This window comes from Enterobacter sp. Tr-810, from assembly GCF_011752765.1.
Classification (GTDB): domain Bacteria; phylum Pseudomonadota; class Gammaproteobacteria; order Enterobacterales; family Enterobacteriaceae; genus Enterobacter; species Enterobacter soli.
Genome location: NZ_VWWW01000009.1, coordinates 145,858 through 167,600, shown reverse-complemented (window position 1 = coordinate 167,600; position 21,743 = coordinate 145,858). Strand labels below are relative to the sequence as shown.

Annotated in this window: 19 protein-coding genes; 9 read left to right on the top strand and 10 right to left on the bottom strand. The window is 53.9% G+C overall.

What is annotated here, in order from left to right:
• Window positions 1-83 precede the first annotated feature (83 nt).
• On the top strand, window positions 84-2,126 hold the full coding sequence (locus F3J30_RS21035; RefSeq protein WP_166718463.1) for an AsmA family protein: 2,043 nt from the start codon (window positions 84-86) through the stop codon (window positions 2,124-2,126).
• A 51-nt stretch (window positions 2,127-2,177) separates the two neighbouring features.
• Here F3J30_RS21035 and F3J30_RS21030 read toward each other — a convergent pair whose 3' ends face one another.
• The 3 genes from F3J30_RS21030 to F3J30_RS21020 all read right to left on the bottom strand — a co-directional run bounded on the left by F3J30_RS21030 (window position 2,178) and on the right by F3J30_RS21020 (window position 5,702).
• On the bottom strand, window positions 2,178-3,500 hold the full coding sequence (locus tag F3J30_RS21030) for an MFS transporter (RefSeq protein ID WP_014072213.1): 1,323 nt from the start codon (window positions 3,498-3,500) through the stop codon (window positions 2,178-2,180).
• A 273-nt stretch (window positions 3,501-3,773) separates the two neighbouring features.
• Window positions 3,774-4,751 carry an inner membrane protein YhjD gene (gene yhjD, locus F3J30_RS21025; protein ID WP_014072212.1) on the bottom strand — a complete coding sequence of 326 codons (978 nt, stop codon included), beginning with the start codon at window positions 4,749-4,751 and terminating at the stop codon, window positions 3,774-3,776.
• 51 nt (window positions 4,752-4,802) lie between these two features.
• Window positions 4,803-5,702, bottom strand: a complete 900-nt coding sequence (locus tag F3J30_RS21020) for a LysR family transcriptional regulator (protein WP_166718462.1) — start codon at window positions 5,700-5,702, stop codon at window positions 4,803-4,805.
• 119 nt (window positions 5,703-5,821) lie between these two features.
• Between F3J30_RS21020 and F3J30_RS21015 the strand changes: the two genes are divergently transcribed.
• A complete protein-coding gene (locus tag F3J30_RS21015; RefSeq protein ID WP_014072210.1) occupies window positions 5,822-6,580 on the top strand; it encodes an SDR family oxidoreductase in 759 nt (252 codons plus the stop codon).
• A 231-nt stretch (window positions 6,581-6,811) separates the two neighbouring features.
• On the top strand, window positions 6,812-7,414 hold the full coding sequence (locus F3J30_RS21010) for a response regulator transcription factor (protein WP_166718461.1): 603 nt from the start codon (window positions 6,812-6,814) through the stop codon (window positions 7,412-7,414).
• Between the two features lie 3 nt (window positions 7,415-7,417).
• Here F3J30_RS21010 and F3J30_RS21005 read toward each other — a convergent pair whose 3' ends face one another.
• Together F3J30_RS21005 and F3J30_RS21000 are read right to left on the bottom strand one after the other, a co-directional pair.
• A complete protein-coding gene (locus F3J30_RS21005) occupies window positions 7,418-7,867 on the bottom strand; it encodes a lysozyme (RefSeq protein ID WP_166718460.1) in 450 nt (149 codons plus the stop codon).
• An 80-nt stretch (window positions 7,868-7,947) separates the two neighbouring features.
• Window positions 7,948-8,478 carry a GNAT family protein gene (locus F3J30_RS21000; protein ID WP_166718459.1) on the bottom strand — a complete coding sequence of 177 codons (531 nt, stop codon included), beginning with the start codon at window positions 8,476-8,478 and terminating at the stop codon, window positions 7,948-7,950.
• A gap of 148 nt (window positions 8,479-8,626) precedes the next feature.
• Between F3J30_RS21000 and F3J30_RS20995 the strand changes: the two genes are divergently transcribed.
• Complete coding sequence (locus tag F3J30_RS20995) at window positions 8,627-10,216, top strand: STY4199 family HEPN domain-containing protein (protein ID WP_166718458.1); 1,590 nt, start codon at window positions 8,627-8,629, stop codon at window positions 10,214-10,216.
• Window positions 10,217-10,668: 452 nt separating this feature from the next.
• Here F3J30_RS20995 and F3J30_RS20990 read toward each other — a convergent pair whose 3' ends face one another.
• Complete coding sequence (locus F3J30_RS20990) at window positions 10,669-12,318, bottom strand: alpha,alpha-trehalase (RefSeq protein WP_166718457.1); 1,650 nt, start codon at window positions 12,316-12,318, stop codon at window positions 10,669-10,671.
• A gap of 246 nt (window positions 12,319-12,564) precedes the next feature.
• A complete protein-coding gene (locus tag F3J30_RS20985) occupies window positions 12,565-13,284 on the bottom strand; it encodes a hypothetical protein (RefSeq protein WP_166718455.1) in 720 nt (239 codons plus the stop codon).
• Between the two features lie 191 nt (window positions 13,285-13,475).
• Here F3J30_RS20985 and F3J30_RS20980 point away from each other — a divergent pair, with 191 nt between their 5' ends.
• Window positions 13,476-13,874 carry a pentapeptide repeat-containing protein gene (locus F3J30_RS20980; RefSeq protein ID WP_014072203.1) on the top strand — a complete coding sequence of 133 codons (399 nt, stop codon included), beginning with the start codon at window positions 13,476-13,478 and terminating at the stop codon, window positions 13,872-13,874.
• Between the two features lie 19 nt (window positions 13,875-13,893).
• Here F3J30_RS20980 and gorA read toward each other — a convergent pair whose 3' ends face one another.
• Both gorA and F3J30_RS20970 read right to left on the bottom strand, forming a co-directional pair.
• Window positions 13,894-15,246, bottom strand: a complete 1,353-nt coding sequence (gene gorA / locus F3J30_RS20975) for a glutathione-disulfide reductase (protein ID WP_166718453.1) — start codon at window positions 15,244-15,246, stop codon at window positions 13,894-13,896.
• 71 nt (window positions 15,247-15,317) lie between these two features.
• On the bottom strand, window positions 15,318-16,160 hold the full coding sequence (locus F3J30_RS20970; protein ID WP_014072201.1) for a 23S rRNA (adenine(2030)-N(6))-methyltransferase RlmJ: 843 nt from the start codon (window positions 16,158-16,160) through the stop codon (window positions 15,318-15,320).
• Between the two features lie 193 nt (window positions 16,161-16,353).
• On the opposite strand from F3J30_RS20970, the gene F3J30_RS20965 reads away from it, so the two are divergent.
• The 3 genes from F3J30_RS20965 (at window position 16,354) to rsmJ (ending at window position 20,574) form a co-directional block, all read left to right on the top strand.
• Window positions 16,354-17,625 carry a phosphatase PAP2 family protein gene (locus tag F3J30_RS20965; RefSeq protein WP_166718451.1) on the top strand — a complete coding sequence of 424 codons (1,272 nt, stop codon included), beginning with the start codon at window positions 16,354-16,356 and terminating at the stop codon, window positions 17,623-17,625.
• A 146-nt stretch (window positions 17,626-17,771) separates the two neighbouring features.
• The gene (prlC, locus tag F3J30_RS20960; RefSeq protein ID WP_166718449.1) at window positions 17,772-19,814 is read left to right on the top strand and encodes an oligopeptidase A; all 2,043 of its coding nucleotides are present in this window, start codon (window positions 17,772-17,774) and stop codon (window positions 19,812-19,814) included.
• A gap of 7 nt (window positions 19,815-19,821) precedes the next feature.
• A complete protein-coding gene (rsmJ, locus tag F3J30_RS20955; RefSeq protein WP_041162153.1) occupies window positions 19,822-20,574 on the top strand; it encodes a 16S rRNA (guanine(1516)-N(2))-methyltransferase RsmJ in 753 nt (250 codons plus the stop codon).
• A 97-nt stretch (window positions 20,575-20,671) separates the two neighbouring features.
• On the opposite strand, the gene uspA is transcribed toward rsmJ, so the two are convergent.
• Window positions 20,672-21,109: a universal stress protein UspA gene (uspA, locus tag F3J30_RS20950; protein WP_014072197.1), complete on the bottom strand. Its 438-nt coding sequence runs from the start codon at window positions 21,107-21,109 to the stop codon at window positions 20,672-20,674.
• A gap of 284 nt (window positions 21,110-21,393) precedes the next feature.
• Here uspA and uspB point away from each other — a divergent pair, with 284 nt between their 5' ends.
• Entirely contained in the window at window positions 21,394-21,729 is a 336-nt protein-coding gene (gene uspB, locus F3J30_RS20945; RefSeq protein WP_003861224.1) for a universal stress protein UspB, read from the top strand.
• The last annotated feature ends 14 nt before the right edge of the window (window positions 21,730-21,743 follow it).

Here is a 21,743-nt window from a genome sequence, read left to right as displayed (position 1 = left end):
TATTACCGGACGCAGTGGCCCCCGCTTACCTGTGTCATGAGCTATATTCATGAAAGGTAAGGCCATCTGGTAAGGGGGAAACAATGACGAAAACAACCAGGATTGTCACCTGGGTATGTGGGATTTTCTTGTTGTTGATTGCGGTGGCAATCATCATTCTCGTGACGTTTGACTGGAACCGCCTTAAACCGACCATCAACCAGAAAGTCTCTGCCGAACTGAACCGGCCGTTTGCCATTCGCGGCGATCTGGGCGTGGTCTGGGAGCGGCAGAAAGAAGAAACTGGCTGGCGAAGCTGGGTGCCCTGGCCACATGTTCACGCCGATGACATCATTCTTGGCAACCCGCCGGATATCCCCGATATCACGATGGTGCACCTGCCTCGTGTTGAAGCCACGCTGGCCCCTCTCGCGCTACTGACCAAAACGGTCTACCTGCCGTGGATCAAACTCCAGCAGCCCGATGCGCGCCTGATCCGCTTATCTGAAAAAAATAATAACTGGACGTTCAATCTCGCCAGCAGTGGTGACAGCGCGCCTGATGCTCAGCCGTCGTCCTGGTCTTTTCGTCTGGATAACATTCTGTTCGATCGTGGGCGGATCCTCATTGATGACAAGGTGACTAAAGCGGATGTGGAGATCATGGTCGATCCGCTGGGGAAACCGCTCCCGTTTAGCGAGGTGACGGGCAGCAAAGAAAAAGGCGATAACAGCAAAGCAGGCGATTACGTGTTTGGCCTGACGGCGAAAGGGCGCTACAACGGCCAGCCTCTGAGCGGCACGGGCAAAATCGGCGGGATGCTGGCGCTGCGAAGCGAAGGGACACCCTTCCCGGTACAGGCCGATTTTCGTTCGGGGAATACCCGCGTGGCATTCGTGGGCACGGTTAACGACCCAATGAAAATGGGTGGTGTTGACCTGCGGCTGAAATTCGCCGGGGATTCACTTGGCGCGCTGTATGACCTCACCGGCGTGCTGCTGCCTGATACGCCCCCCTTTGAAACCGACGGACATTTAACGGCGAAAATCGATCTGCAAACTGCGTCAGTCTTCAATTATCGCGATTTTAACGGCCGGATTGGGGATAGCGATATCCGCGGTTCGCTGACGTATACCACCGGAAAACCACGCCCGAAACTGGAAGGGGATATGGAGTCTCGCCAGTTACGCCTGGCCGATCTGGGGCCGCTGATCGGTATCGATTCCGGTAAAGGCACGAAGAGCAAAGAGGTCAAAAAGGATCCCCAGCCGGCAGGTAAAGTTCTGCCTTATGAACGCTTTGAAACTGACAAGTGGAACGTCATGGATGCGGATGTGCGTTTTAAAGGGCGCAAAATCGAGCACGGCAGCACGTTGCCCATCAGCGACCTTTCCACGCATCTGATCCTTAAAAATGCCGACCTGCGCTTACAGCCGCTGAAATTTGGCCTGGCGGGCGGGACTATCTCATCCAATATTCACCTTGAAGGGGATAAAAAACCGATGCACGGGCGGGCGGATATTCAGGCCCGGCGGCTGAAGCTGAAGCAACTGATGCCGAATGTTGAGCTGATGCAGAAAACCCTCGGCGAGATGAATGGCGATGCGGATATTCGCGGTGTCGGTAACTCGGTGGCGGCGCTGCTGGGCAGCAGTAATGGTAACCTGAAGCTCCTGATGAATGACGGACTGGTGAGCCGGAATTTGATGGAGATCCTCGGGCTTAATGTCGGGAACTACATTATCGGGCAGATTTTTGGCGACGATGAAATTCGGGTGAACTGCGCAGCAGCTAACCTGGATCTGGTCAATGGGGTGGCGCGCCCGCAGATTTTTGCCTTCGATACGGAAAATGCGGTCATCAATGTCACCGGGACGGCCAGTATGGCCTCTGAACAGCTGGATTTGACTATCGATCCTGAGAGTAAGGGGATTCGTATCATCACCCTGCGTTCACCGCTGTACGTGCGCGGTTCGTTCAAGGATCCGCAGGCGGGCGTGAAAGCTGGGCCGCTAATTGCACGTGGTGCGGTTGCGGCGGCGCTGGCTACGCTGGTGACGCCAGCGGCAGCACTGCTGGCGTTGATATCGCCGTCAGAAGGGGATGCGAATCAGTGCCGGACTATTCTGGCGCAAATGAAGAAGTGATGGAGCGATCTGTTTGTGCCGGGTAGAACAGCGCTACCCGGCACAACCCACTTACAGAGAGTGATCTTTCGTTTCGTGGGTCAGCAGCAACGCAATCAGCGTCAGTGCCGCCATCGCCGCCAGATACACACCCACATAGAACAGACCGTAGTTCGCCTGTAACCAGGTGGCGATATACGGCGCAACAGACGCCCCCAGGATAGAAGAGACGTTATAGGAGAAAGACGCTCCGGTATAACGCACTTCGGTCGGGAACAGCTCTGGCAACAGCGCACCCATCGGGCCGAAGGTCAGCCCCATCAGGCTCAGGCCAATCAGCAGATAAGCCATCACCAGCGCAGGGCTACCTGAACCCAGCAGCGGCGGGAAGACAAACAGCGCAAACAGGATAATCAGCGAGGTGATCACAATCATGCTTGCACGACGGCCAAATTTGTCCGCCAGCAGGCCTGCAATCGGCACCATCACGCCAAAACCAACAACCGCCATCATCAGCATCCACAGCACTTCATTACGCGGTAACCCCAGGCCAACAGGCGCGGCAGCCGTGCTGAACGTCATTGAGTAGACGGTCATGATGTAGAACAGCGTATAGGTCGCCAGCATGATGAACGTGCCCAGCACGGTCACGCGTACGTGTTTGGTCAGCAGCGTACCCAGCGGCACTTTAACCTGTTTTTTCGCCGCCGCCACTTTGGCGAACACGGGGGTTTCATGCAGGGAAACGCGCACGTACAGGCCAATCAGAACCAGCACGGCAGAGAAGATAAACGGAATACGCCAGCCCCAGTTCATGAACTGCTCATCCGTCAGCAGCCAGGAGAGCAGCAGGAAAGTACCGTTGGCAAAGAAGAAGCCAATCGGTGCGCCCAGCTGCGGGAAGGAACCATAAAGCGCACGCTTACGGGCAGGGGCGTTTTCGGTGGCCAGCAGTGCTGCACCTCCCCATTCACCACCCAGCCCCAGACCCTGACCAAAGCGCGCCAGCGCCAGCAGAACCGGCGCCAGAATGCCGATGGTTTCGTAAGTTGGCAGCAGGCCAATCGCCACGGTAGAAATCCCCATGGTCAGCAGTGATGCCACCAGTGTGACTTTACGGCCAATGCGGTCACCAAAGTGCCCAAACAGTGCAGAGCCAATCGGGCGTGCGACGAAGGCGATGGCGAAAGTCGCCAGAGACTGTAGCGTAGCGGCCGTTGGGTCACCCTGCGGGAAGAAGATATGCGGGAAAACGATAACCGCAGCTGTGGCATAAATATAAAAGTCGAAGAACTCAATGGCGGTGCCAATCAGCGAGGCGACGACAACTTTATTACGTGAGTTAACCGGCGTGCTTTCCGGTTCAGTGTCGAGTGTTGTGGCGGTTGCTTGCATAAAATATTCTTATATTTTGACGAACGAACGGCCATATTACGCACAGCAAAAGCGACATTTCAATCTGTAACAAACCGGATAAATGGCGATAAAAGCAGCAAAAAGCGGATAATTTTCAGACCAGCAAAATATCTTCCATGAAATGCTTCACAGTTTTTAAATATTAGCGAATAAAACTGGTTTTCGGTTAAATAAAAGTTACGGGCTGGATTTATATTCTGAAATTATAGAACGGGCTGAATTTTTGCATTCTTATTCAGCCCGGAGATTCCATCAGGTGTGGGTTTTACCCGGCATCCTCGGGTCATCTTTGTATTGCGCGGTGGCTATCCATGCGGCGCAGAACAGCGTCAGGCGGGCGAAGAAGTAGAAGAACGCCATCAACCCCAGTACCGAGCCAAATGCCGCTCCCGACGGGGATTTCACCAGCGCGGGCAGGGTGTAGGTCATCACGATTTTGATTATCTCAAAACCAATGGCCGCAATCAGTGTGCCGCGGATCAGCGCCTTTTTACGTGGCCGGTGGCGCGGTAATCGCCAGAATATCCAGAAGAACAGCAGGTAGTTGGCAAAGACAGAAATGGCCAGTCCAATGCCTCGCCATGCAGGTTTAAGCCATTCAATGCTGTCGAGATAGAGCGCTGAAATAATCATCTGCTGCGCTGAACCGGCAACAGAGGTGATGGAAAGCGTCACAATCAGGGCGACAAGCAGGCCGATCAGCGAAACAAAATCACGGAAGTACTTAATCCAGATTTTCTCCTGATCCTGCGGCGTGCGTTCCCACACGTCGCGAGACTGAGCGCGAATGGCTTCACGCAGGTTTCCCATCCAGTTAATGCCGGAATAGAGCGCGATAAGCAAACCGACCAGCCCAACGGTGGTACGCTGCTGCACGGCGGTATTGATGGTGCTTTTGAGGGTGCCAGCGAGCGTAGGGTCGCTGACGTTCATCAGGATCTTGTCGAAGATGTCCTGAAGCAACGTGGGATGCCAGGCCAGGATAAAACCTGCGGCAGCAAACGACACCATCAGGATGGGGATCATCGACAGAAATGAGAAATAGGTAATGGCGGCGCCAAACTGATTCCCCATACGGTCGTTGAAGCGCTCCGTTGCGCGAATCAAATGCGCAATCAAAGGCCTGCGCTGGATCTTCTGCGCCGTGCTGGTGACGGTTTTCAGCGCCTGGACGGCTTTTCCTGGGGTATTTTCCTGTGGGGGACGTTGCTGGTTGTTTTCCGGCGTCACACGCTTTTCCTTATTCGTTTGGCGGGATGTTATTGAAATTATAGCCTGCGCTTAATCAACATAGGCTTTCATTAATACGGTTAGCCACTCCATGAACAGATGGACCCGGCGGGAGAGGTTGCGCCGGTGCGGATAAATTAACGACACGGGCATCGGCTCTGCGCGGTATTGCGGCAAGATCTCGAGCAGTTTTTTGGCTCGCAGCGAATCACGCACGCCAACACGCGGCACCTGGATTATCCCCAGCCCGGCGATACAGGCCGCGTGGTAGGTTTCCGTGCTGTTTACGGTCAGGACCCCGCCCGTTTTTATCCACTGCGTCGCATTGCCGTTGTAATACTCAAAGCCCTGCGGGCGAGTGCCCAGGCTGGCGGCATAGTGAATGACCGCATGTGAAGCCAAATCGTCCAGGCTATCCGGGTAACCAAAACGCTCCAGATACTCCGGGCTGGCGCAGTTAATCACCGACAGCTTGCCCAGCGGACGGGCAATCAGCCCGGAGTCCTTCAGTGTGCCAACACGCACCACGCAGTCAAACCCTTCGCGGATCACATCGACCAGGCGATCGCTGCTGCTGAGTTCCAGTTCGATGCCGGGATATTGCTGTAAAAAGGCCGGGAGTTTCGGGATGACTAAATTTCGAGCAACGCCCACGGGCATATCGACACGCAACCGTCCGCTGATGCTGGAGGGATCAAGCTGGAACATGCCGTCCAGTTCATCGAGATTGGTCAACAGATCTTTTGCGCGTTCGTAATAGACCATGCCGTCCTGCGTCAGGCTGACGCGGCGCGTGGTGCGGTGCAAAAGCTGTGTTCCCAGTACGTTTTCCAGCGCCTGAATTTGCCGCGAAACGCTCCCTTTCGGCAGGCCCAAGGTATCCGCCGCGCGGGAAAAACTTTCCAGTTCCGCGACACGGATGAAGAGCTGCATTGCGTGAATTTTATCCATAGGCGTGGCTCATTGTTGTTCGTAATGAAACAGTGAAGCGTTTTTTACTGTCTTTATTGATTTTCTATCACCTAATAAGCTCTTTCTCAATCTTCATCATCACCGGAACGAGGTTTCTTATGTCTGAACGTATTGCATTAGTAACGGGTGGTAGCCGCGGCCTGGGTAAAAACGCGGTATTGAAGCTGGCTGAAGCAGGTACAGGAATTATCCTGACCTATAACAGCAGCGAGAAAGAAGCGCTTGACGTTGTGCGTGAAATTGAAGGAAAAGGCGTTAAAGCCGCAGCATTACAGCTGAACGTCGGCAATGTCGCCAGCTTTGAGGATTTCACCCGCCAAGTTCAGGAAACGCTCAAAAACATCTGGCAGCGTGACACCTTTGATTATTTATTGAACAACGCAGGGACGGGTTTATATGCGCCTTTTGCCGAGACGACGGAAGCACAGTTTGATGAGGCGATGAATGTTCATTTCAAAGGCCCCTTTTTCCTGACCCAGCACCTGTTGCCAGTGATTAAAGACGGCGGCCGCATCCTGAATGTGTCCAGCGGGCTGGCGCGTTTTACCCAGCCAGGCTCCGGCGCTTACGCCTCAATGAAAGGGGCAATGGAAGTGCTGACCCGCTACCAGGCAAAAGAGCTGGGCGCGCGGGGGATTTCGGTCAACATTATTGCCCCGGGCGCGATTGAAACCGATTTTGGCGGTGGACGGGTGCGAGACAACGCGCAGCTGAATCAGTTGCTGGCGTCTCAAACCGCGCTGGGTCGCGTGGGCCTACCGGACGATATTGGCGATGCGATTGCCGCGCTGCTGAGCGATAAACTGGGCTGGATGAACGCGCAGCGGATTGAAGTTTCAGGCGGTATGTTCCTGTAATGCAATGATCTGCGGGGAGGGATCCCCGTATTGTCGGTGCTTAAGATGTTCCTCAAAACAAATATGTCAAAATCTGGCGAAATTTAATCAAGCCGGGCATTTTGTAACGCTTCCCGTAGTTGAGTTTGTTCTCAGGTAGACCCTCTGTAGAATCCCCTCGAATTATTAAGTCCTTATTATCTATCCATGACAATACTTCGTGGCACGAAGTTTTCAGTGGGAGTAAAAATAATGCGAGTAATCATGTTTGACAGGCAGTCAATATTTATTCATGGAGCGATAAGTCGTCTGCAAGAAATAATTCCAGAAATAAATATGTCGGGTACCAGTCAGACTGATGAGCTATGGGCGCTTTTATCCGCCTCTCCAACATCTATCGTCATGATTGACGGGCGCTTTATTCAGGATGATGGCATGGCGATGCTGGAAGAGATCATGCTGCGTTTCCCGGCACTGCGCGTGGTCATGGTGCTGGCAAAAAACGATGTCAGATGGGTTGAGCAGCTTATGCAGAGTAATGTCACGGCTATTATTCCCCGTAATGCACACCCGGAAATGATCTCTGCAATGCTGGAGTCTGTATCCAAAGGGATGGCCTGTTTCCCGGGTGACTGGCTTAAACAGCCTTCCCGACCTCAGCAGGAGCTCTCTTCGCTGAGCGAGCGCCAGCGCGAAGTGCTAAAACTGCTGGCGGCGGGTGAGACCAACAAAGAAATTAGCCGTACGCTGAATATCAGCACAGGAACAGTAAAAGCCCATCTTGAAGCGCTCTTTCGCCGCCTGGATGTCAAAAATCGCACGCAGGCAGCCCTGTTTTATACCCGGGCAGCCTGAGGTTCATTCACTGTCGAAAAGTGCACATTCAGCCTGGCGTTGCAGCGCCAGGCTGTTGATCTTCTTACCATTAAGCATAATGGCATTGCGCCAGAGCGATGTTGCTTGCGCGTTGTTACCACGGGCAACCTCCTGAATAATGCCGGTGTTCAGACAGTCTTTAACCCCGTAGCTGAATATCAGTGAAACAAGGGCGTCATGTTTTTCTTGCGTCAGCGGACGGGTGATATTTTCCCGTAGAACGTTCTCACATTTCTGAATATCGTCGAAAAGCCATTGTTCGGCTTGAGCCAGGGTTATTAACGGAGCCGTTGTCTCTTTCTGGCCGATGACATGGCCAAATCCAATAATCCATAAACCACTTTCATCACAATATTTCTCAAGGGATAGCCCCTGATAATGTTTAATTAATTCAATTCCAGATGACGATATCTTTAGCGATCGGCATATCATATTCGTTTCCTCTCTCTGGCATGACTGTAGAGGAAACAGTGGGTGATCAATATCCGCCAAATGGCCGTTGTGCTGTGTTTTTAAGCCTGGAACTCATGTTTCAGCAAACCAAACAGCCAGTCATTGTGCCAGCGCCCGGAAAGGAAATAGCTTTCGCGCAGTTCGCCTTCCAGCCTGAACCCTGTTTTTTCCAGTAAAGCCCGTGAGGCGATGTTGCCTGCCGTGACGGTGGCGGTCAGCCGACGGATACCGCCCTGGTTAAACGCGAATTCGCAGAGCGCCTGCAATGACTCAAATCCGTATCCCTTGCCCTGGGCGGAGGGCGCGAAAAGAAAACCGACTTCGGCGCAATCATCTTCCCGGTGGATATAACCCGTGACCCCCAGCGGTGTCTGGCTGGCGGTGTCGCGCACCACCAGGCATAACCAGTGCGCGCTGCCTGGTGTCCACGGGGCAAGGCGCGACACAAAGGCTTCGCGGATGTCTGCAACGGAGCGGTCTTCTGCGACAAAGCGCATGACGTCGGGGTGTTGCTGTAACGCAAGAAAGAAGGGCCAATCCGACTCTTGCAGCGGCGAGCAGGTCAGACGTACGGTGGAGAGGGCAGGCATTCGGATCCTCCAGAGCATTTGTAAATGATTATAGGGCTGTCACTGTATTTCAACAGAAACTCAGGTATGGTTTAACTTCGTATAAATAAAAAGAAAAATGACCTTATCAGGTCTGCCATGATCTATTCGTTGTCCCTGAAGGAAAACAATGACTCTCAGCTCATCACATCATATCCGCGAGCAGTTTGAGCACTGCCTGGCGGTCATTCGTCAGGCCTCTGTCGAAATGTTGCTTCTTCTGAATGTCCATGTTTCGGAAGGAAAAGATCCTCGCTGGTTCCTTGAACAACTGGATAGTGCCCGCCTCGCACTCGGTGGCTGGGGCGCTGTGGCAAAAAAACTCAACCTGAATGATGCTGAAATGTCGGACTTTACGCTGCAACTGCGCCTGTTGCAGCAGCGAGTCCCGCAGTACGAAAGCGGGCAGGATGTCAGTGAAAACCAGCTGATTGCGGCCATGCGTTTTGTGACTGCTCTTGAACATGTGCGTCTGCAACAGACGCTTTTAACCTACAGTACAGAGCTTGCGGCAGGCAACGAGATCCAACAACAGCAGGCGCAAAAGCAGGTTCGGGCAATGGAGCTGATGATTAAAGGGCTTATCCAGCAGGCATGGCCCGATCCGGTACGGCTCAATAATCACCTTAAAACGTTATTTAACGCCGACCGCGTTCGGCGCTGGCTGAAGCTGGGTGAAATCAACGATATCCTCAGCGGCATGATGTTTAGTGAGCTGGCGCAGATGCTGGTGGATAAACGGGAATTTAGCCGTTACTACTCCCCGTTGTTTAGCGACCCGGTGATGCTGACGCTGCTGGTTGAGCCGCGAAAAACTCTGCAAACCTTCCTGAATGATATCCGCCAGATCCGCAACAGCATTGCCGTTAACCAGCGTTTAAGCTCCGCACAAATTTTGCTGCTGGATAACTACTACTCGCAAATTACCCGCCCCGTTCAGCGGGCGTTTGAGGAAGGGCGCACGCGCATCAACCCGGCAGGATTGATGTCGGTGGATGCCAGCGAGCTGCATAGTTTCTGGGAAAACGCGCAAAAAATGGACCGCATCACCGGGGGAGATCTCTTCGAGGTGCGCGATACCATTGAAAAGCCGACTCAGCGCGCGCCGCGCACGCAGGAACAGCGCGACCAGTTGATTTCTGGCCTGCTATGGGCGGCGGTTGGGGTGATGGTGATTGCCATTGTGATAGGGGGATTCTGGCTCGTTACCAGCGGTAAGCCGCCACCAGCAACCGCAAACGTAGAGGAAGCCTCACCGACTCAGGAGATGCGCGAAGCGCCCACTTCCCGTGAAACATTAACGCGCATGGGCGTGACCTGGGATGAAAACAATTTCCGTTCGGCTATCAACCGTAACGACACCCGCGTGGCGCAGCTGTTCCTTCAGGGCGGAATGGACTGGAAGCTTTCATGGACTGAAGAGGCGATGGCCGCGGAGCACGACGGTGTGCTGGAGTTGATGTTGCGTTATCGGTCGCAAATGGTGGAAGAAAAACCGTGCCGCCGGTTTATCAACACCCTCAGCCACGCCATGTCGAATGGTGAATCGTTAACCTCGCTGCGTAAGCAGTATCTTAAGGCGTTTTGCACAGTACCTGCGGTGGTGAAGCGCCAGCAGCATGATGCAGATATGGCGACACGTCGCGCCAGGGCGCAGCCGGACGACAGCACGAAAAAATGGCAGTCTATTCAGACCGCTATTTATGATGTGATTCGTTGATGTTTCCCTCACCCTCTCCCGGAGAGTTGAGGGTTCCCCAGTCATTTTGTCTTTATTCAGCGATGACAGTAATTCATTGAAATAAAAGACTTGCCGCAACTCCATGGTCCGGCTGAAAATCGCCGAAGCGTTTACGGAAGGCCGGGGCGACGCGCATGGATGCGCGGCGAGGGCGGCTTTACATGGACGTTTCATCCGCCCGTCCCCGATTAGCCTGGAGAAAACGCTGAGGGCATCGCGTAGCGACGATTTTCTTGCCGGGAGCCCGGGTCGCCAGGGTAGCGGCGGTGAGCTACCCTGGCACGTTCACCGGTATTGTGGTGACAGAGTAGCAAGGAACGTAAAGTGAACGGAATGACCACCTGAGCTGTATGTTCCCCCTCACCCCAACCCTCTCCCCAAAAAGGAGAGGGGGCCGTACTGTGGGCATCCCTCACCCCGGAGGATGAGGGTCAAGGCTCCCCATACAACCCAATCAAACGCCGCACCACACCGTTCGTCCAGCCAAACCCATCCTGCAACGGGTATTCACCACCGCCACCTTCACGCGGCGTACTGCTGGCAATATGGTACTTCTCAATCAGCTTGTGGTGTTTCTTATAGAAATGGTTCACCGTTTGCAGCCAGCTGTGGGCAATCTCATCGCCCAGCGAGTCGTTGCCATAGCGTTTGAATCCCTGAATGGCCATCCACTGCAACGGCGCCCAGCCGTTAGGTTTATCCCACTGTTCGCCGGTTTCATGCTCGGTCGCTAAAATACCGCCCGGCGTTAACAAACGGGCGTTAACGGCATCGGCAAGCCGGTCGGCCTGCTCGTGGGTCGCCATGTCGACATACAGCGGCACAATGCTGGCGGCGGAGAACAAGGCCATCTCTTCACGCCGCCAGTCGTAATCACGGTAACAGCCGTTCTCGTCATCCCACAGATAGCGGTTGACCGCTGCCCGGCGATCGCTTGCCTTCTGGCGGAAGTGGGCTTCGGCCGCTTTATCACCTTTCCGACCAGAAAGATTAGCGATGGTGCTTTCTAGCTTGTACAGGAAGGCATTCAAATCGATGGGAATAAACTGTGTGGTACGAATGCTGGCAAGCCGCCCGGCATCTCGCAGCCAGCGGGAGGAGTAATCCCAGCCGGAAGCTGCACCCGCCCGCAGGTCGCGATAGACCTCGTTCGGTGGGCGACCGGAGTGTTTCGCGGTTTCTACATCCTCAATCCATGATTCATCGCGCGGCGTGTCACGGTCGTCCCAGTAGCGGTTAAGCATAGAGCCGTCCGGCATTCGCACTACGTGACGGTAGGCCTGGTTCAGCAGCAAAGATTCTGCGCCGTCCATCCAGAAGGCATATTCCAGCAACAGATGGTCCAGATAGCGCCGGGCACCGCGCACACCATCTTCCTCGAACAGCTCGACCATTAGCGCAAACACTGGCGGCTGCGAGCGGCTCAGGTAGTAGGTGCGGTTGCCGTTGGGAATATGGCCGTAACGCTCAATCATCCACGCGAAGTTGTCCGCCATGCACTTCAGCATGTCGTGGCGTCCGCTTTCCGCCAGCCCCAGCATGGTGAAGTAGGAATCCCAGTAGTAGGTTTCGCTGAAACGCCCGCCGGGCACAATGTACGCCTGCGGCAGCGCCAACAGTGACGACCAGGGAATATGGTCCTGCGGTTCGCGCGTCAGCACCGGCCACAGATTATCAATATGCTCTTTCAGGGAATGATTCGGGTCAGAAATATATTCGCTGGAGAGCACTTCCGGCATCCAGAAATGGTTCTCAACGAACTGGCGCAAATCGAAATCCCGGTGACGTTTTACCTTGCGATAGCGGATAAGAATATCCAGCGGATCCATTTTCGGCGCGCAGTCGGGGAAGGTTTTGCTGTCTGCAAACAGTCGCGATGACTGCACATGCTCAAACAGTTCAAGGTAACGATCGGCAGGGGTGAGGGCATCGGATGCGGGCAGCCCCTCGATCATTTCGGGTTCCGGCTCCGCTTCAATCATTTCATCCAGTTTCAACTCGCAGGGATCGGCCTCGTAGCGAAGTTCTTCCTCAATCCTGAACTCGACGATATCGGCGGCGTGTAGTTTCTGGCTGAACATAGTGATAGGGACCTCCGGTTGTATTCACAATGACAGGTTTTTCCGGGTGTCTCATAAGCGTAGACATTCGCTTCGATGCGTGGGGAGTTAAATGTGCGGTAGATCACGTTTTGGCAGGAAGGCGAAAAGGATAAAAGGATACACAGGTTCATGATATTTAAACCATAAACCTGCTAACCCCCCATCCCTGAACACCTTAAAATTCAGAGCATTCACTTTGCAACAGAGTATGTATTCACCAGGACCTTAATAGGCTTCTTCTTCTGTTTCTGCACGCAGTGAATGTGCCTGCGCGAAAATTTCTTCAGCCGCGAGAAGAGGGCGATGTCCTTTGCCTTCAGGCTGGATGACAAATTGCAGAGACTCACAAAGAGGAACGTCATCGTGTTTTTTACCGTTGCCAATAATGGCATTTGGCGCAAACGGAGCGAGGGCATTCGCAAATGCATGGTTCATTGACTCACGATCCTGGTAATGCTCTTCATGCATCCCCAGTGCGCTGCTGATAATGGCGCAATCAATCATCGTGCCCGTTAGCCAGTAACAGGAAGAGGCATATCCCGCACACCAGCGCAGACCACTACCCTGGGTGAAATTCTGCAATAACTGTGTTTTTCCTCCGGCGAAACATGACCCCAACATCAGGCCTCTGATGTTGAATTTTGCGGATTTCTCGCTAACGGCGCTGAGGATGTCCTTCAACGGCACTTTTGCGATGTGTGTTGAGCTGCCATGGGCTGCAACATAGACGATGGTATTCGCAAAAGTTTGCTTACACAGGCAATCAAGCGCGGTCTTAAAACTACTTTTGTCGTAAAAATTCAGAAAATAGACATCAGTATCCCCGTGTAACTTTGCGATGCCTTCGATAAACGGTACAACCGAAGAACGGTTAGAATCTTGCCCATCTAACTCCCACGGGGACTCAATCACCAGAATACAATTACTGCTTGTGTGTTTTGGCATTAAAAACTCACTTAAATAAAATTATTACGTTATGTGATTTAGAATTGTTTATTTAAACGCTTTTATTTTGCAGACCAACTCTGCAAATAAATGGACAAAATCGCTGTTGTTTCGACGTAGCGCAGTAAGGCATTAAAGGGATCCACTCACTCGTCATCCTTTCTGATGACAACACTCAAAATGGAACCTTTATGAACCTTAACGCGAAGCGTCAGGGCGCTATGCCTTTGTCTTTACAGAATACGCAGCAAAACACTATATCAGACTTAAATGGCTTAATAGAAAACCGACAATTGGTAGGTTTGAATATTCGGGGGGAGAAAATAAACGCGATTCTTTATCGCAGTAATTTAAGTGAAATTTCGTTCTACGATATTTGTTTTTCTAACTTAACGCTCAATCGTTGTTGTCTGGAAAATATTACGTTTGAAAACTGCGATATGCGCAATGTCTGTTTTTCACATTCAATGGTGACAAAACCTATTGTCTTTCGAGGTTGCCAGGTGGCGGGGATGCGTTTGATGAATATGCACAGGAGGATGTTTGTTTTCGACGAATGTTCTGGCGTCGGGCAAATATTAATCGCCTGACGCCAGAGGCAATGCGAGATTAACGCATGGTCACAAACTCTTCCGCCGCAGTTGGGTGGATCGCCACGGTGTTATCGAAGTCTTTCTTGGTTGCGCCCATTTTCAGTGCCACTGCAAAGCCTTGCAGGATCTCATCCATACCAAAGCCAATACCGTGAATACCGACAATTTTCTCTTCCGGGCCAGCGCATACCAGCTTCATGCGGCATGGCTGACGGTGAGAAGTGACGGCGGTATACATCGCGGTAAACGCCGATTTGTACACTTTCACCTGGTCATCGCCATACTGTTCGCGCGCCTGCGGCTCGGTTAAGCCTACGGTGCCGATTGGCGGGTGGCTGAACACCACGGTCGGGATGTTGCTGTAGTCCAGATGCTCGTCCGGCTTGTTGTTAAACAGACGCTCAGAAAGCCGACGGCCCGCGGCCACGGCGACAGGAGTCAGTTCAACGGCACCGGTGTTATCACCCACCGCATAAATGCCCGGCACGCTGGTGTTCTGGAATTTATCGACGACGATATAGCCTTTGTCGTTGGTTTTCACGCCAGTGACGGCCAGGTTGAAGGTGTCGTTTGCCGGCTCACGACCAATTGCCCAGATCAGGCAATCGACGGTCTGGCTGCGGCCATCTTCCAGTTCCAGGGTCAGGCTGCCGTCTGCATTTTTCACGACCGCTTTTGGTACAGCGTGGGTGTGCAGGGTCGGGCCTTCGGCGTTCATCACTTCGACCAGGGTGTCGACGATCAGCGGATCGAAGCTACGCAGTGGCGCGTGCTTACGCACAAACAGATGCGCTTCGGCGCCCAGGCCGTTAATGACACCTGCCAGCTCAACCGCGATGTAACCAGCGCCAACAACCGCAACGCGTTTTGGCAGGGCAGGAAGTTCGAAGAAACCGTCGGAGTCGATACCGTATTCCACACCAGGAATGTTCGGGTGGCTCGGGCGGCCACCGGTGGCGATCAGGATATGATCGGCGGTGATCGTCTCGCCGTTGACTTCGATCGTTTTGGCATCAACAAAGCGTGCAAAACCCCGGATCACATCGACGTTGTTTTTGCCCAGTACGTTGTCATACGAGGTATGGATACGGTCGATATAGGCCGTACGGCTGGCAATCAGCTTGTCCCAGTCAAAGTTATTGATGGTGGTGTCAAAGCCGTAATCCGGGCCATACATATGGATAGCTTCACGGATTTGCGCCGCGTGCCACATGACTTTTTTCGGTACACAGCCCACGTTCACGCAGGTGCCGCCAAGCTCTTTGGCTTCAATCAGCGCACACTTCTGGCCGTACATGGCTGCACGGTTGATAGAGGCGATGCCGCCGCTGCCGCCGCCGATTGCGATGTAGTCATAATGCTTCGTCATAGCTTTTATCCTTAATCGTGAATTGCCGCGATTGTATACCTGAAATCAATAGGTTCCACCAATGACTGCGATTACTCAGGCACGATCCAGCTCACTGTCGCATGGCCGGTACCGGCTGGCACCAGCGTTTTGTGTAGCCACGGCAGCACGTTGTTCATTTGCGCTTCGAGCTTCCACGGCGGGTTGATCACAATCATGCCGGAGGCGGTCATGCCGCGCTGGTCGCTGTCCGGGCGTACGGCCAGCTCAATTTGCAGGATTTTGCGGATGCCGGTGGCTTCCAAGTCTTTGATCATGCGCTTGATTTGTGCGCGCAGTACCACCGGATACCACAGTGCATAAGTACCGGTTGCAAAACGTTTGTAGCCTTCGTTGATGCCTGTTACCACGGCCTGATAGTCGGTTTTGATTTCGTATGGCGGGTCAATCAACACCAGACCACGGCGGGAAACCGGTGGCAGTTTGGCTTTCAGTTGCTGGTAGCCATCAGCTTTTTCCACGCGAGCGCGGTTATCTTTCTGGAATTCGGAACGCAGCAGTGGGAAATCGCTTGGGTGCAGTTCGGTCAACTGAAGGCTGTCCTGCTCGCGCAGCAACTGGCGGGCAATCAGCGGAGAGCCCGGGTAGTAACGCAGCTGGCCGCTACGGTTGAAATGCTCAACCACGCCGATATAAGGCTCCAGTTCTGCCGGCAGGTCATCCTGCTGCCAGATGCGGGCGATGCCTTCAAGGTATTCACCGGTGCGCTCGGCGTGCTCGCCGCTCAGCTGATAACGGCCCGCGCCGGCGTGCGTGTCCAGGTAGAGAAAAGGCTTATCTTTCTCTTTGAGCGATTCGATGATCAAGCTCTGAACGGTGTGTTTAAGGACGTCGGCGTGGTTGCCTGCGTGAAAGCTGTGGCGATAACTGAGCATGGATGCAGAGATTCCGGGAAGTAAACAAGTTAAGCGCTAGTTTACCGTAGATCTGCCTGGATTACCGCTAAAGCGCCGTGCTGTTTCAATTCCAGCAAAAGCGTTGCAAAACATATCGGTGCCATAAAAGTGTCAACCAGCAGGGCTAGCGTCGCAGGCAGGCAAGGTAATTCTTTGAATAAAAGGAAAAATAATGAAGCTGCAATTCACACTGCTCACATCAGCACTCCTCCTCGCGCTGCCGGTACTGGCAAAAGAGGTTCCGCTCAACCAGGCAGCCGATATCGCCAGCAGCGTTACGCCGGCATCAGCCAGCCCGTCGTTTAATGCTCTGGAATCTCAGGCACTGATGCAACTGCGCGATGCGCTAAAAGGCGATGCCGCGACGCTCACGCGTGACCAGCTCGAAAAGGCGAAGCAAAACAAAACGCAGGCCGATAAAGCCTGGCTTAAGGCCAGCGGCTACGACTTCCGGGTAAAAGAGAACCAGCAGGCGGGTATCGAACTGCTGTCGGCATTCAGCACACTGCCAGAGACCGTTATCAACGAAAACCTCAAAACAGTGACCGACATTAACCGCGATGCTTCGCAACTCACTCGCCATCAGGCGCTGGCAGATGCCGAAGGGATTAGCTATCTCTATTTCCTGAGCGACGCGCTGGGGCCGCGTCTGGGCAAGGCATTTATTATGGCCTACGACAAAGGGGAGCTTGGCAAAGCTGCCGCGCTCATTAAGGCTTCAGAAGTCAGCACTGGCGAGGCGAAAAAGCACTTTAATAACCCGCGCCCGTTCCTGATTCAGGGCAATACCATTCATCTGGTGCCTGATGATGTGGTGGTGAAAGACAATCATCCCTATACCGCTGATGGCGGCTCGTTCCCGAGCGGGCACACCAACACCGGTTATACCGATGCGCTGCTGATGGCAGAGATGATCCCGGAGCGTTTTGATGCGCTGGTGACGCGAGGGGCACGCTATGGTTATTCCCGCATTGTCCTCGGCGTGCACTATCCGCTGGATGTGATGGGCTCGCGAATGGTGGCGCAGCGTAATGTGGCCCATTATCTGAATGATGCCAAATATCGCGCGCTGTTTAACGAAGCCCGCGACCAGCTGCGCACCGCGCTGGAAAAAGAGTGTGGGACTACGCTTGCTGAGTGCGCAAAGACCGACGGCAAGAACGATCCGTATCGTGACCCAGCCATGCAGACGTTCTATCGCTTCACCATGACCTACGATCTGCCGCAGCAAAAAGGTGAACAGCAGAGTCTGAAAGTGCCTGAAGGGGCAGACGTGCTGCTTGAAGCGGCGCTGCCAAACCTCAGCACAGCCCAGCGCCAGGCGCTGATGGTGAAAACGGCACTGCCTGCGGGTTATCCGCTCTCCGGTACAACGCCGGATCAGCAGTTCTGGCAGCGTCTGAACCTGCCTGCTGCCTATGCGCTCGGGCATCACGCACTCTAAATCCCCCGCGCCCGATAGCGTTACGCTGTCGGGCGTAATTCCCCGCTTCACACCATTGAAATCCTCTACACTTAACCCCATTACTGAACCAATATGCACAGCGCCGGATGCGCGCTTCATTCATCTTCTTCAACAGGACAGCGCTTATGACCAATCCATTACTGACGCCTTTTTCGTTGCCGCCGTTTTCTAAAATCCTCCCTGAGCATGTGGTTCCAGCCGTTACGCAGTCGCTGGATAATTGCCGTGCGGCGGTAGAAAGCGTGGTGGCGCAAGGCGCGCCGTACACCTGGGAAACTCTGTGTCAGCCGCTGGCGGAAGTGGATGACGTGCTCGGCCGTATCTTTTCGCCGGTGAGTCACCTGAATTCGGTGAAAAACAGCCAGGAGCTGCGCGAAGCCTATGAGCAAACCCTGCCGCTGCTCTCTGAGTACAGCACCTGGGTGGGTCAACATGAAGGGCTGTACAAAGCCTACCGCGACTTGCGCGATGGCGATCACTATGCGTCACTGAATACCGCGCAGAAGAAATCCGTGGATAACGCGCTGCGTGATTTTGAGCTGTCCGGTATTGGTCTGCCAAAAGAGAAACAGACTCGCTATGGCGAAATTGCCGCGCGTCTGTCTGAGCTGGGCAACCAGTACAGCAACAACGTGCTGGATGCCACGATGGGCTGGACGAAACAAGTGACCGACGAAGCCGAGCTGGCCGGGATGCCGGAAAGCGCGCTGGCGGCAGCGAAAGCACAGGCCGAAGCGAAAGAGCTGGACGGTTTCCTGTTAACGCTGGATATCCCAAGCTACCTGCCGGTAATGACCTATTGCGACAATCAGGCGCTGCGTGAAGAGATGTACCGCGCGTACAGCACCCGCGCGTCCGATCAGGGCCCGAATGCGGGCAAATGGGACAACAGCCCGGTGATGGCTGAAATCCTCGCCCTGCGTCACGAGCTGGCGCAACTGCTGGGCTTTGAAAGCTATGCCTTCAAATCTCTCGCCACCAAAATGGCGGAAAACCCACAGCAGGTGCTGGATTTCTTAACCGACCTGGCAAAACGCGCCCGTCCACAGGGCGAGAAAGAGCTGGCTCAGCTGCGCGCCTTCGCGAAAGCGGAATTCGGCGTGGATGAGCTACAGCCGTGGGATATCGCTTACTACAGCGAAAAACAGAAACAGCATCTCTACAGCATCAGCGATGAGCAGCTGCGCCCGTACTTCCCGGAAAACAAAGCGGTTAACGGCCTGTTCGAAGTGGTGAAACGTATCTACGGTATTACCGCCAAAGAGCGTACTGATATCGACGTCTGGCACCCGGACGTGCGTTTCTTCGAGCTGTACGACGAGAAGAACGAACTGCGCGGCAGCTTCTATCTGGATCTCTATGCGCGTGAAAACAAACGCGGTGGGGCATGGATGGACGACTGCGTGGGCCAGATGCGTAAAGCCGATGGTTCTCTGCAAAAACCGGTCGCTTACCTGACCTGTAACTTTAACCGTCCGGTGAATGGCAAACCTGCGCTGTTTACTCACGACGAAGTGATCACCCTGTTCCATGAGTTCGGTCACGGCCTGCACCATATGCTGACCCGCATTGAAACCGCTGGCGTTGCCGGTATCAGCGGTGTGCCGTGGGATGCGGTCGAGCTGCCAAGCCAGTTTATGGAAAACTGGTGCTGGGAGCCGGACGCGCTGGCGTTCATCTCTGGTCACTTTGAAACAGGTGAACCGCTGCCGAAAGCACTGCTGGATAAAATGCTGGCGGCGAAGAATTATCAGGCGGCGATGTTTATCCTGCGTCAGCTGGAGTTCGGCCTGTTCGACTTCCGCCTGCACGCTGAGTTCAGCCCGGAACAAGGGGCGAAAATCCTCGAAACCCTGGCCGAGATTAAAAAACAGGTCGCGGTTATTCCTGGGCCAACCTGGGGTCGCTTCCCGCACGCGTTCAGCCATATCTTCGCGGGTGGTTACGCGGCAGGTTACTACAGCTACCTGTGGGCCGATGTGCTGGCGGCAGATGCCTTCTCTCGCTTCGAAGAAGAAGGGATTTTCAACCGTGAAACCGGCCAGTCGTTCCTGGATAACATCCTGACGCGTGGCGGCTCTGAAGAGCCAATGGTGCTGTTCAAACGCTTCCGTGGCCGTGAGCCGCAGCTGGATGCGATGCTCGAGCATTACGGGATCAAAGGCTGATTGTTACGTGAAGATCTGCTTAGTAGATGAATCAGGCGCCGGAGACGGCGCCTTATCTGTTCTGGCCGCCCGCTGGGGACTGGAGCACGATGACGAAAATCTGATGGCGCTGGTGATGACGCCAGAACATCTGGAATTACGTAAACGCGACGAGCCGAAGCTTGGTGGGATCTTTGTCGACTTCGTGGGCGGTGCCATGGCGCACCGGCGCAAATTCGGCGGTGGTCGTGGCGAAGCGGTCGCTAAAGCGGTCGGGATCAAAGGCAGTTATCTGCCGGATGTGGTGGATGCCACGGCGGGATTGGGGCGCGATGCTTTTGTGCTGGCGTCGGTTGGCTGTCGTGTGCGGATGCTGGAGCGTAATCCGGTTGTGGCGGCGTTGCTGGACGACGGGCTTACCCGTGGCTATGCAGACCCGGAAATTGGCTCGTGGTTGCAGGAGCGTTTGCAGCTTATTCACGCCTCCAGCCTGACGGCGCTGACGGATATTACGCCGCGTCCGCAGGTGGTCTATCTTGACCCGATGTTCCCGCATAAGCAGAAAAGCGCGCTGGTGAAAAAAGAGATGCGTGTGTTTCAGTCGCTGGTGGGGCCGGATTTGGATGCTGATGGTCTGCTGGAGCCTGCCCGTCTGCTCGCGACAAAGCGTGTGGTGGTGAAGCGCCCGGACTATGCGCCACCGTTGGCGGATGTTGCTACGACCAATGCGGTGACCACCAAAGGGCACCGGTTTGATATCTACTCAGGTACGCCGGAATAAAAAAAGCCGGGTGGCGGCTTCGCCTTACCCGGCCTACGTCCTCGATCTATCCCCTCTCCCTTTGGGAGAGGGTTAGGGTGAGGGGAATTTAACGCACTTACTCTTCTTCTTCGTCACGCAGTGGAACAATCAGCATATCCACGTGAACGGTGTTGATCAGCTGACGCGCTGAAGACATCAGCTTGCTCCAGAAGTCCTGGTGATGACCGCAAACCACCAGGTCCATATCGTATTTCTTGATTGCATCAACCAGTACCTGACCCAGATCGCCGCTACCGCTTAAGGTTTCGGTGATAGGGTAGCCCGCATTGGTAGACAGCTCGCTCAGCGCATGGTGAGTCTCTTCGGAGATACGCTTTTGCATATCACCCAGATTCACATCGATCAGACCGGTATAGAGATCGGAGTAATTCACATCAACGTGAATCAAAGAAACTTTCGCGTTATAGGGACGCGCCATGGATACCGCTTTATCAACCAGCACTTTGCTCTCTGGGGAGAGGTCTACCGCGATGAGAATGTGTTTGTAAGCCATAGTGTTACTCCTTCCTTAAGTTATCGATGACTAAAAGAGAAAGCCGTCGTCTATTGCTTTCATTACGGCCCAGTTCAACAAATTTTTCAAGCCTTCGTGTTGATAACGATTAACCTTGTGGCAAAAAAATTAACGGATCTCCTACACTATTTAATGAGCCGTTCGGATATTAAAACGCGAACCGGATCGACTTTTGAGTCATTCTTTCACTGAACTGTCTGTCAGGGCATTGGGGTGCGGTAGCTCAGGAGCCTTGCTTCGTGGGTGGACGCCGGGGAGGATGTATGATTAGCACCGTCGCATTGTTTTGGGCGTTATGCGTAGTTTGCATAGTGAATATGGCGCGCTACTTCTCATCGTTACGTGCGCTGTTAGTGGTACTTCGTGGTTGCGATCCGTTGCTTTATCAGTATGTGGACGGTGGAGGGTTCTTCACCTCGCATGGACAGCCCAGCAAGCAGATGCGTCTGGTGGGGTATATCTATTACCAGCGCTACCGCGATCATCACGATGAAGAGTTTATCCGTCGCTGTGAGCGCCTGCGTCGTCAGTTCATTTTAACCAGCGCCCTGTGTGGCCTGGTCGTGGTCAGTATGATTGCATTGATGATTTGGCACTGAGCATAAAAAAAGCG

What these genes read in the sequence shown, in the direction of transcription:
- uspA (WP_014072197.1), bottom strand. Translation starts at nt 21,109, where the DNA reads ATGGCTTACAAACACATTCTCATCGCGGTAGACCTCTCCCCAGAGAGC.
- F3J30_RS21030 (WP_014072213.1), bottom strand. Translation starts at nt 3,500, where the DNA reads ATGCAAGCAACCGCCACAACACTCGACACTGAACCGGAAAGCACGCCG.
- F3J30_RS21005 (WP_166718460.1), bottom strand. Translation starts at nt 7,867, where the DNA reads ATGATATGCCGATCGCTAAAGATATCGTCATCTGGAATTGAATTAATT.
- F3J30_RS20990 (WP_166718457.1), bottom strand. Translation starts at nt 12,318, where the DNA reads ATGTTCAGCCAGAAACTACACGCCGCCGATATCGTCGAGTTCAGGATT.
- F3J30_RS20965 (WP_166718451.1), top strand. Translation starts at nt 16,354, where the DNA reads ATGAAGCTGCAATTCACACTGCTCACATCAGCACTCCTCCTCGCGCTG.
- F3J30_RS21010 (WP_166718461.1), top strand. Translation starts at nt 6,812, where the DNA reads ATGCGAGTAATCATGTTTGACAGGCAGTCAATATTTATTCATGGAGCG.
- F3J30_RS20985 (WP_166718455.1), bottom strand. Translation starts at nt 13,284, where the DNA reads ATGCCAAAACACACAAGCAGTAATTGTATTCTGGTGATTGAGTCCCCG.
- F3J30_RS20980 (WP_014072203.1), top strand. Translation starts at nt 13,476, where the DNA reads ATGAACCTTAACGCGAAGCGTCAGGGCGCTATGCCTTTGTCTTTACAG.
- F3J30_RS21000 (WP_166718459.1), bottom strand. Translation starts at nt 8,478, where the DNA reads ATGCCTGCCCTCTCCACCGTACGTCTGACCTGCTCGCCGCTGCAAGAG.
- F3J30_RS21020 (WP_166718462.1), bottom strand. Translation starts at nt 5,702, where the DNA reads ATGGATAAAATTCACGCAATGCAGCTCTTCATCCGTGTCGCGGAACTG.
- gorA (WP_166718453.1), bottom strand. Translation starts at nt 15,246, where the DNA reads ATGACGAAGCATTATGACTACATCGCAATCGGCGGCGGCAGCGGCGGC.
- prlC (WP_166718449.1), top strand. Translation starts at nt 17,772, where the DNA reads ATGACCAATCCATTACTGACGCCTTTTTCGTTGCCGCCGTTTTCTAAA.
- F3J30_RS21035 (WP_166718463.1), top strand. Translation starts at nt 84, where the DNA reads ATGACGAAAACAACCAGGATTGTCACCTGGGTATGTGGGATTTTCTTG.
- F3J30_RS20995 (WP_166718458.1), top strand. Translation starts at nt 8,627, where the DNA reads ATGACTCTCAGCTCATCACATCATATCCGCGAGCAGTTTGAGCACTGC.
- F3J30_RS20970 (WP_014072201.1), bottom strand. Translation starts at nt 16,160, where the DNA reads ATGCTCAGTTATCGCCACAGCTTTCACGCAGGCAACCACGCCGACGTC.
- F3J30_RS21015 (WP_014072210.1), top strand. Translation starts at nt 5,822, where the DNA reads ATGTCTGAACGTATTGCATTAGTAACGGGTGGTAGCCGCGGCCTGGGT.
- uspB (WP_003861224.1), top strand. Translation starts at nt 21,394, where the DNA reads ATGATTAGCACCGTCGCATTGTTTTGGGCGTTATGCGTAGTTTGCATA.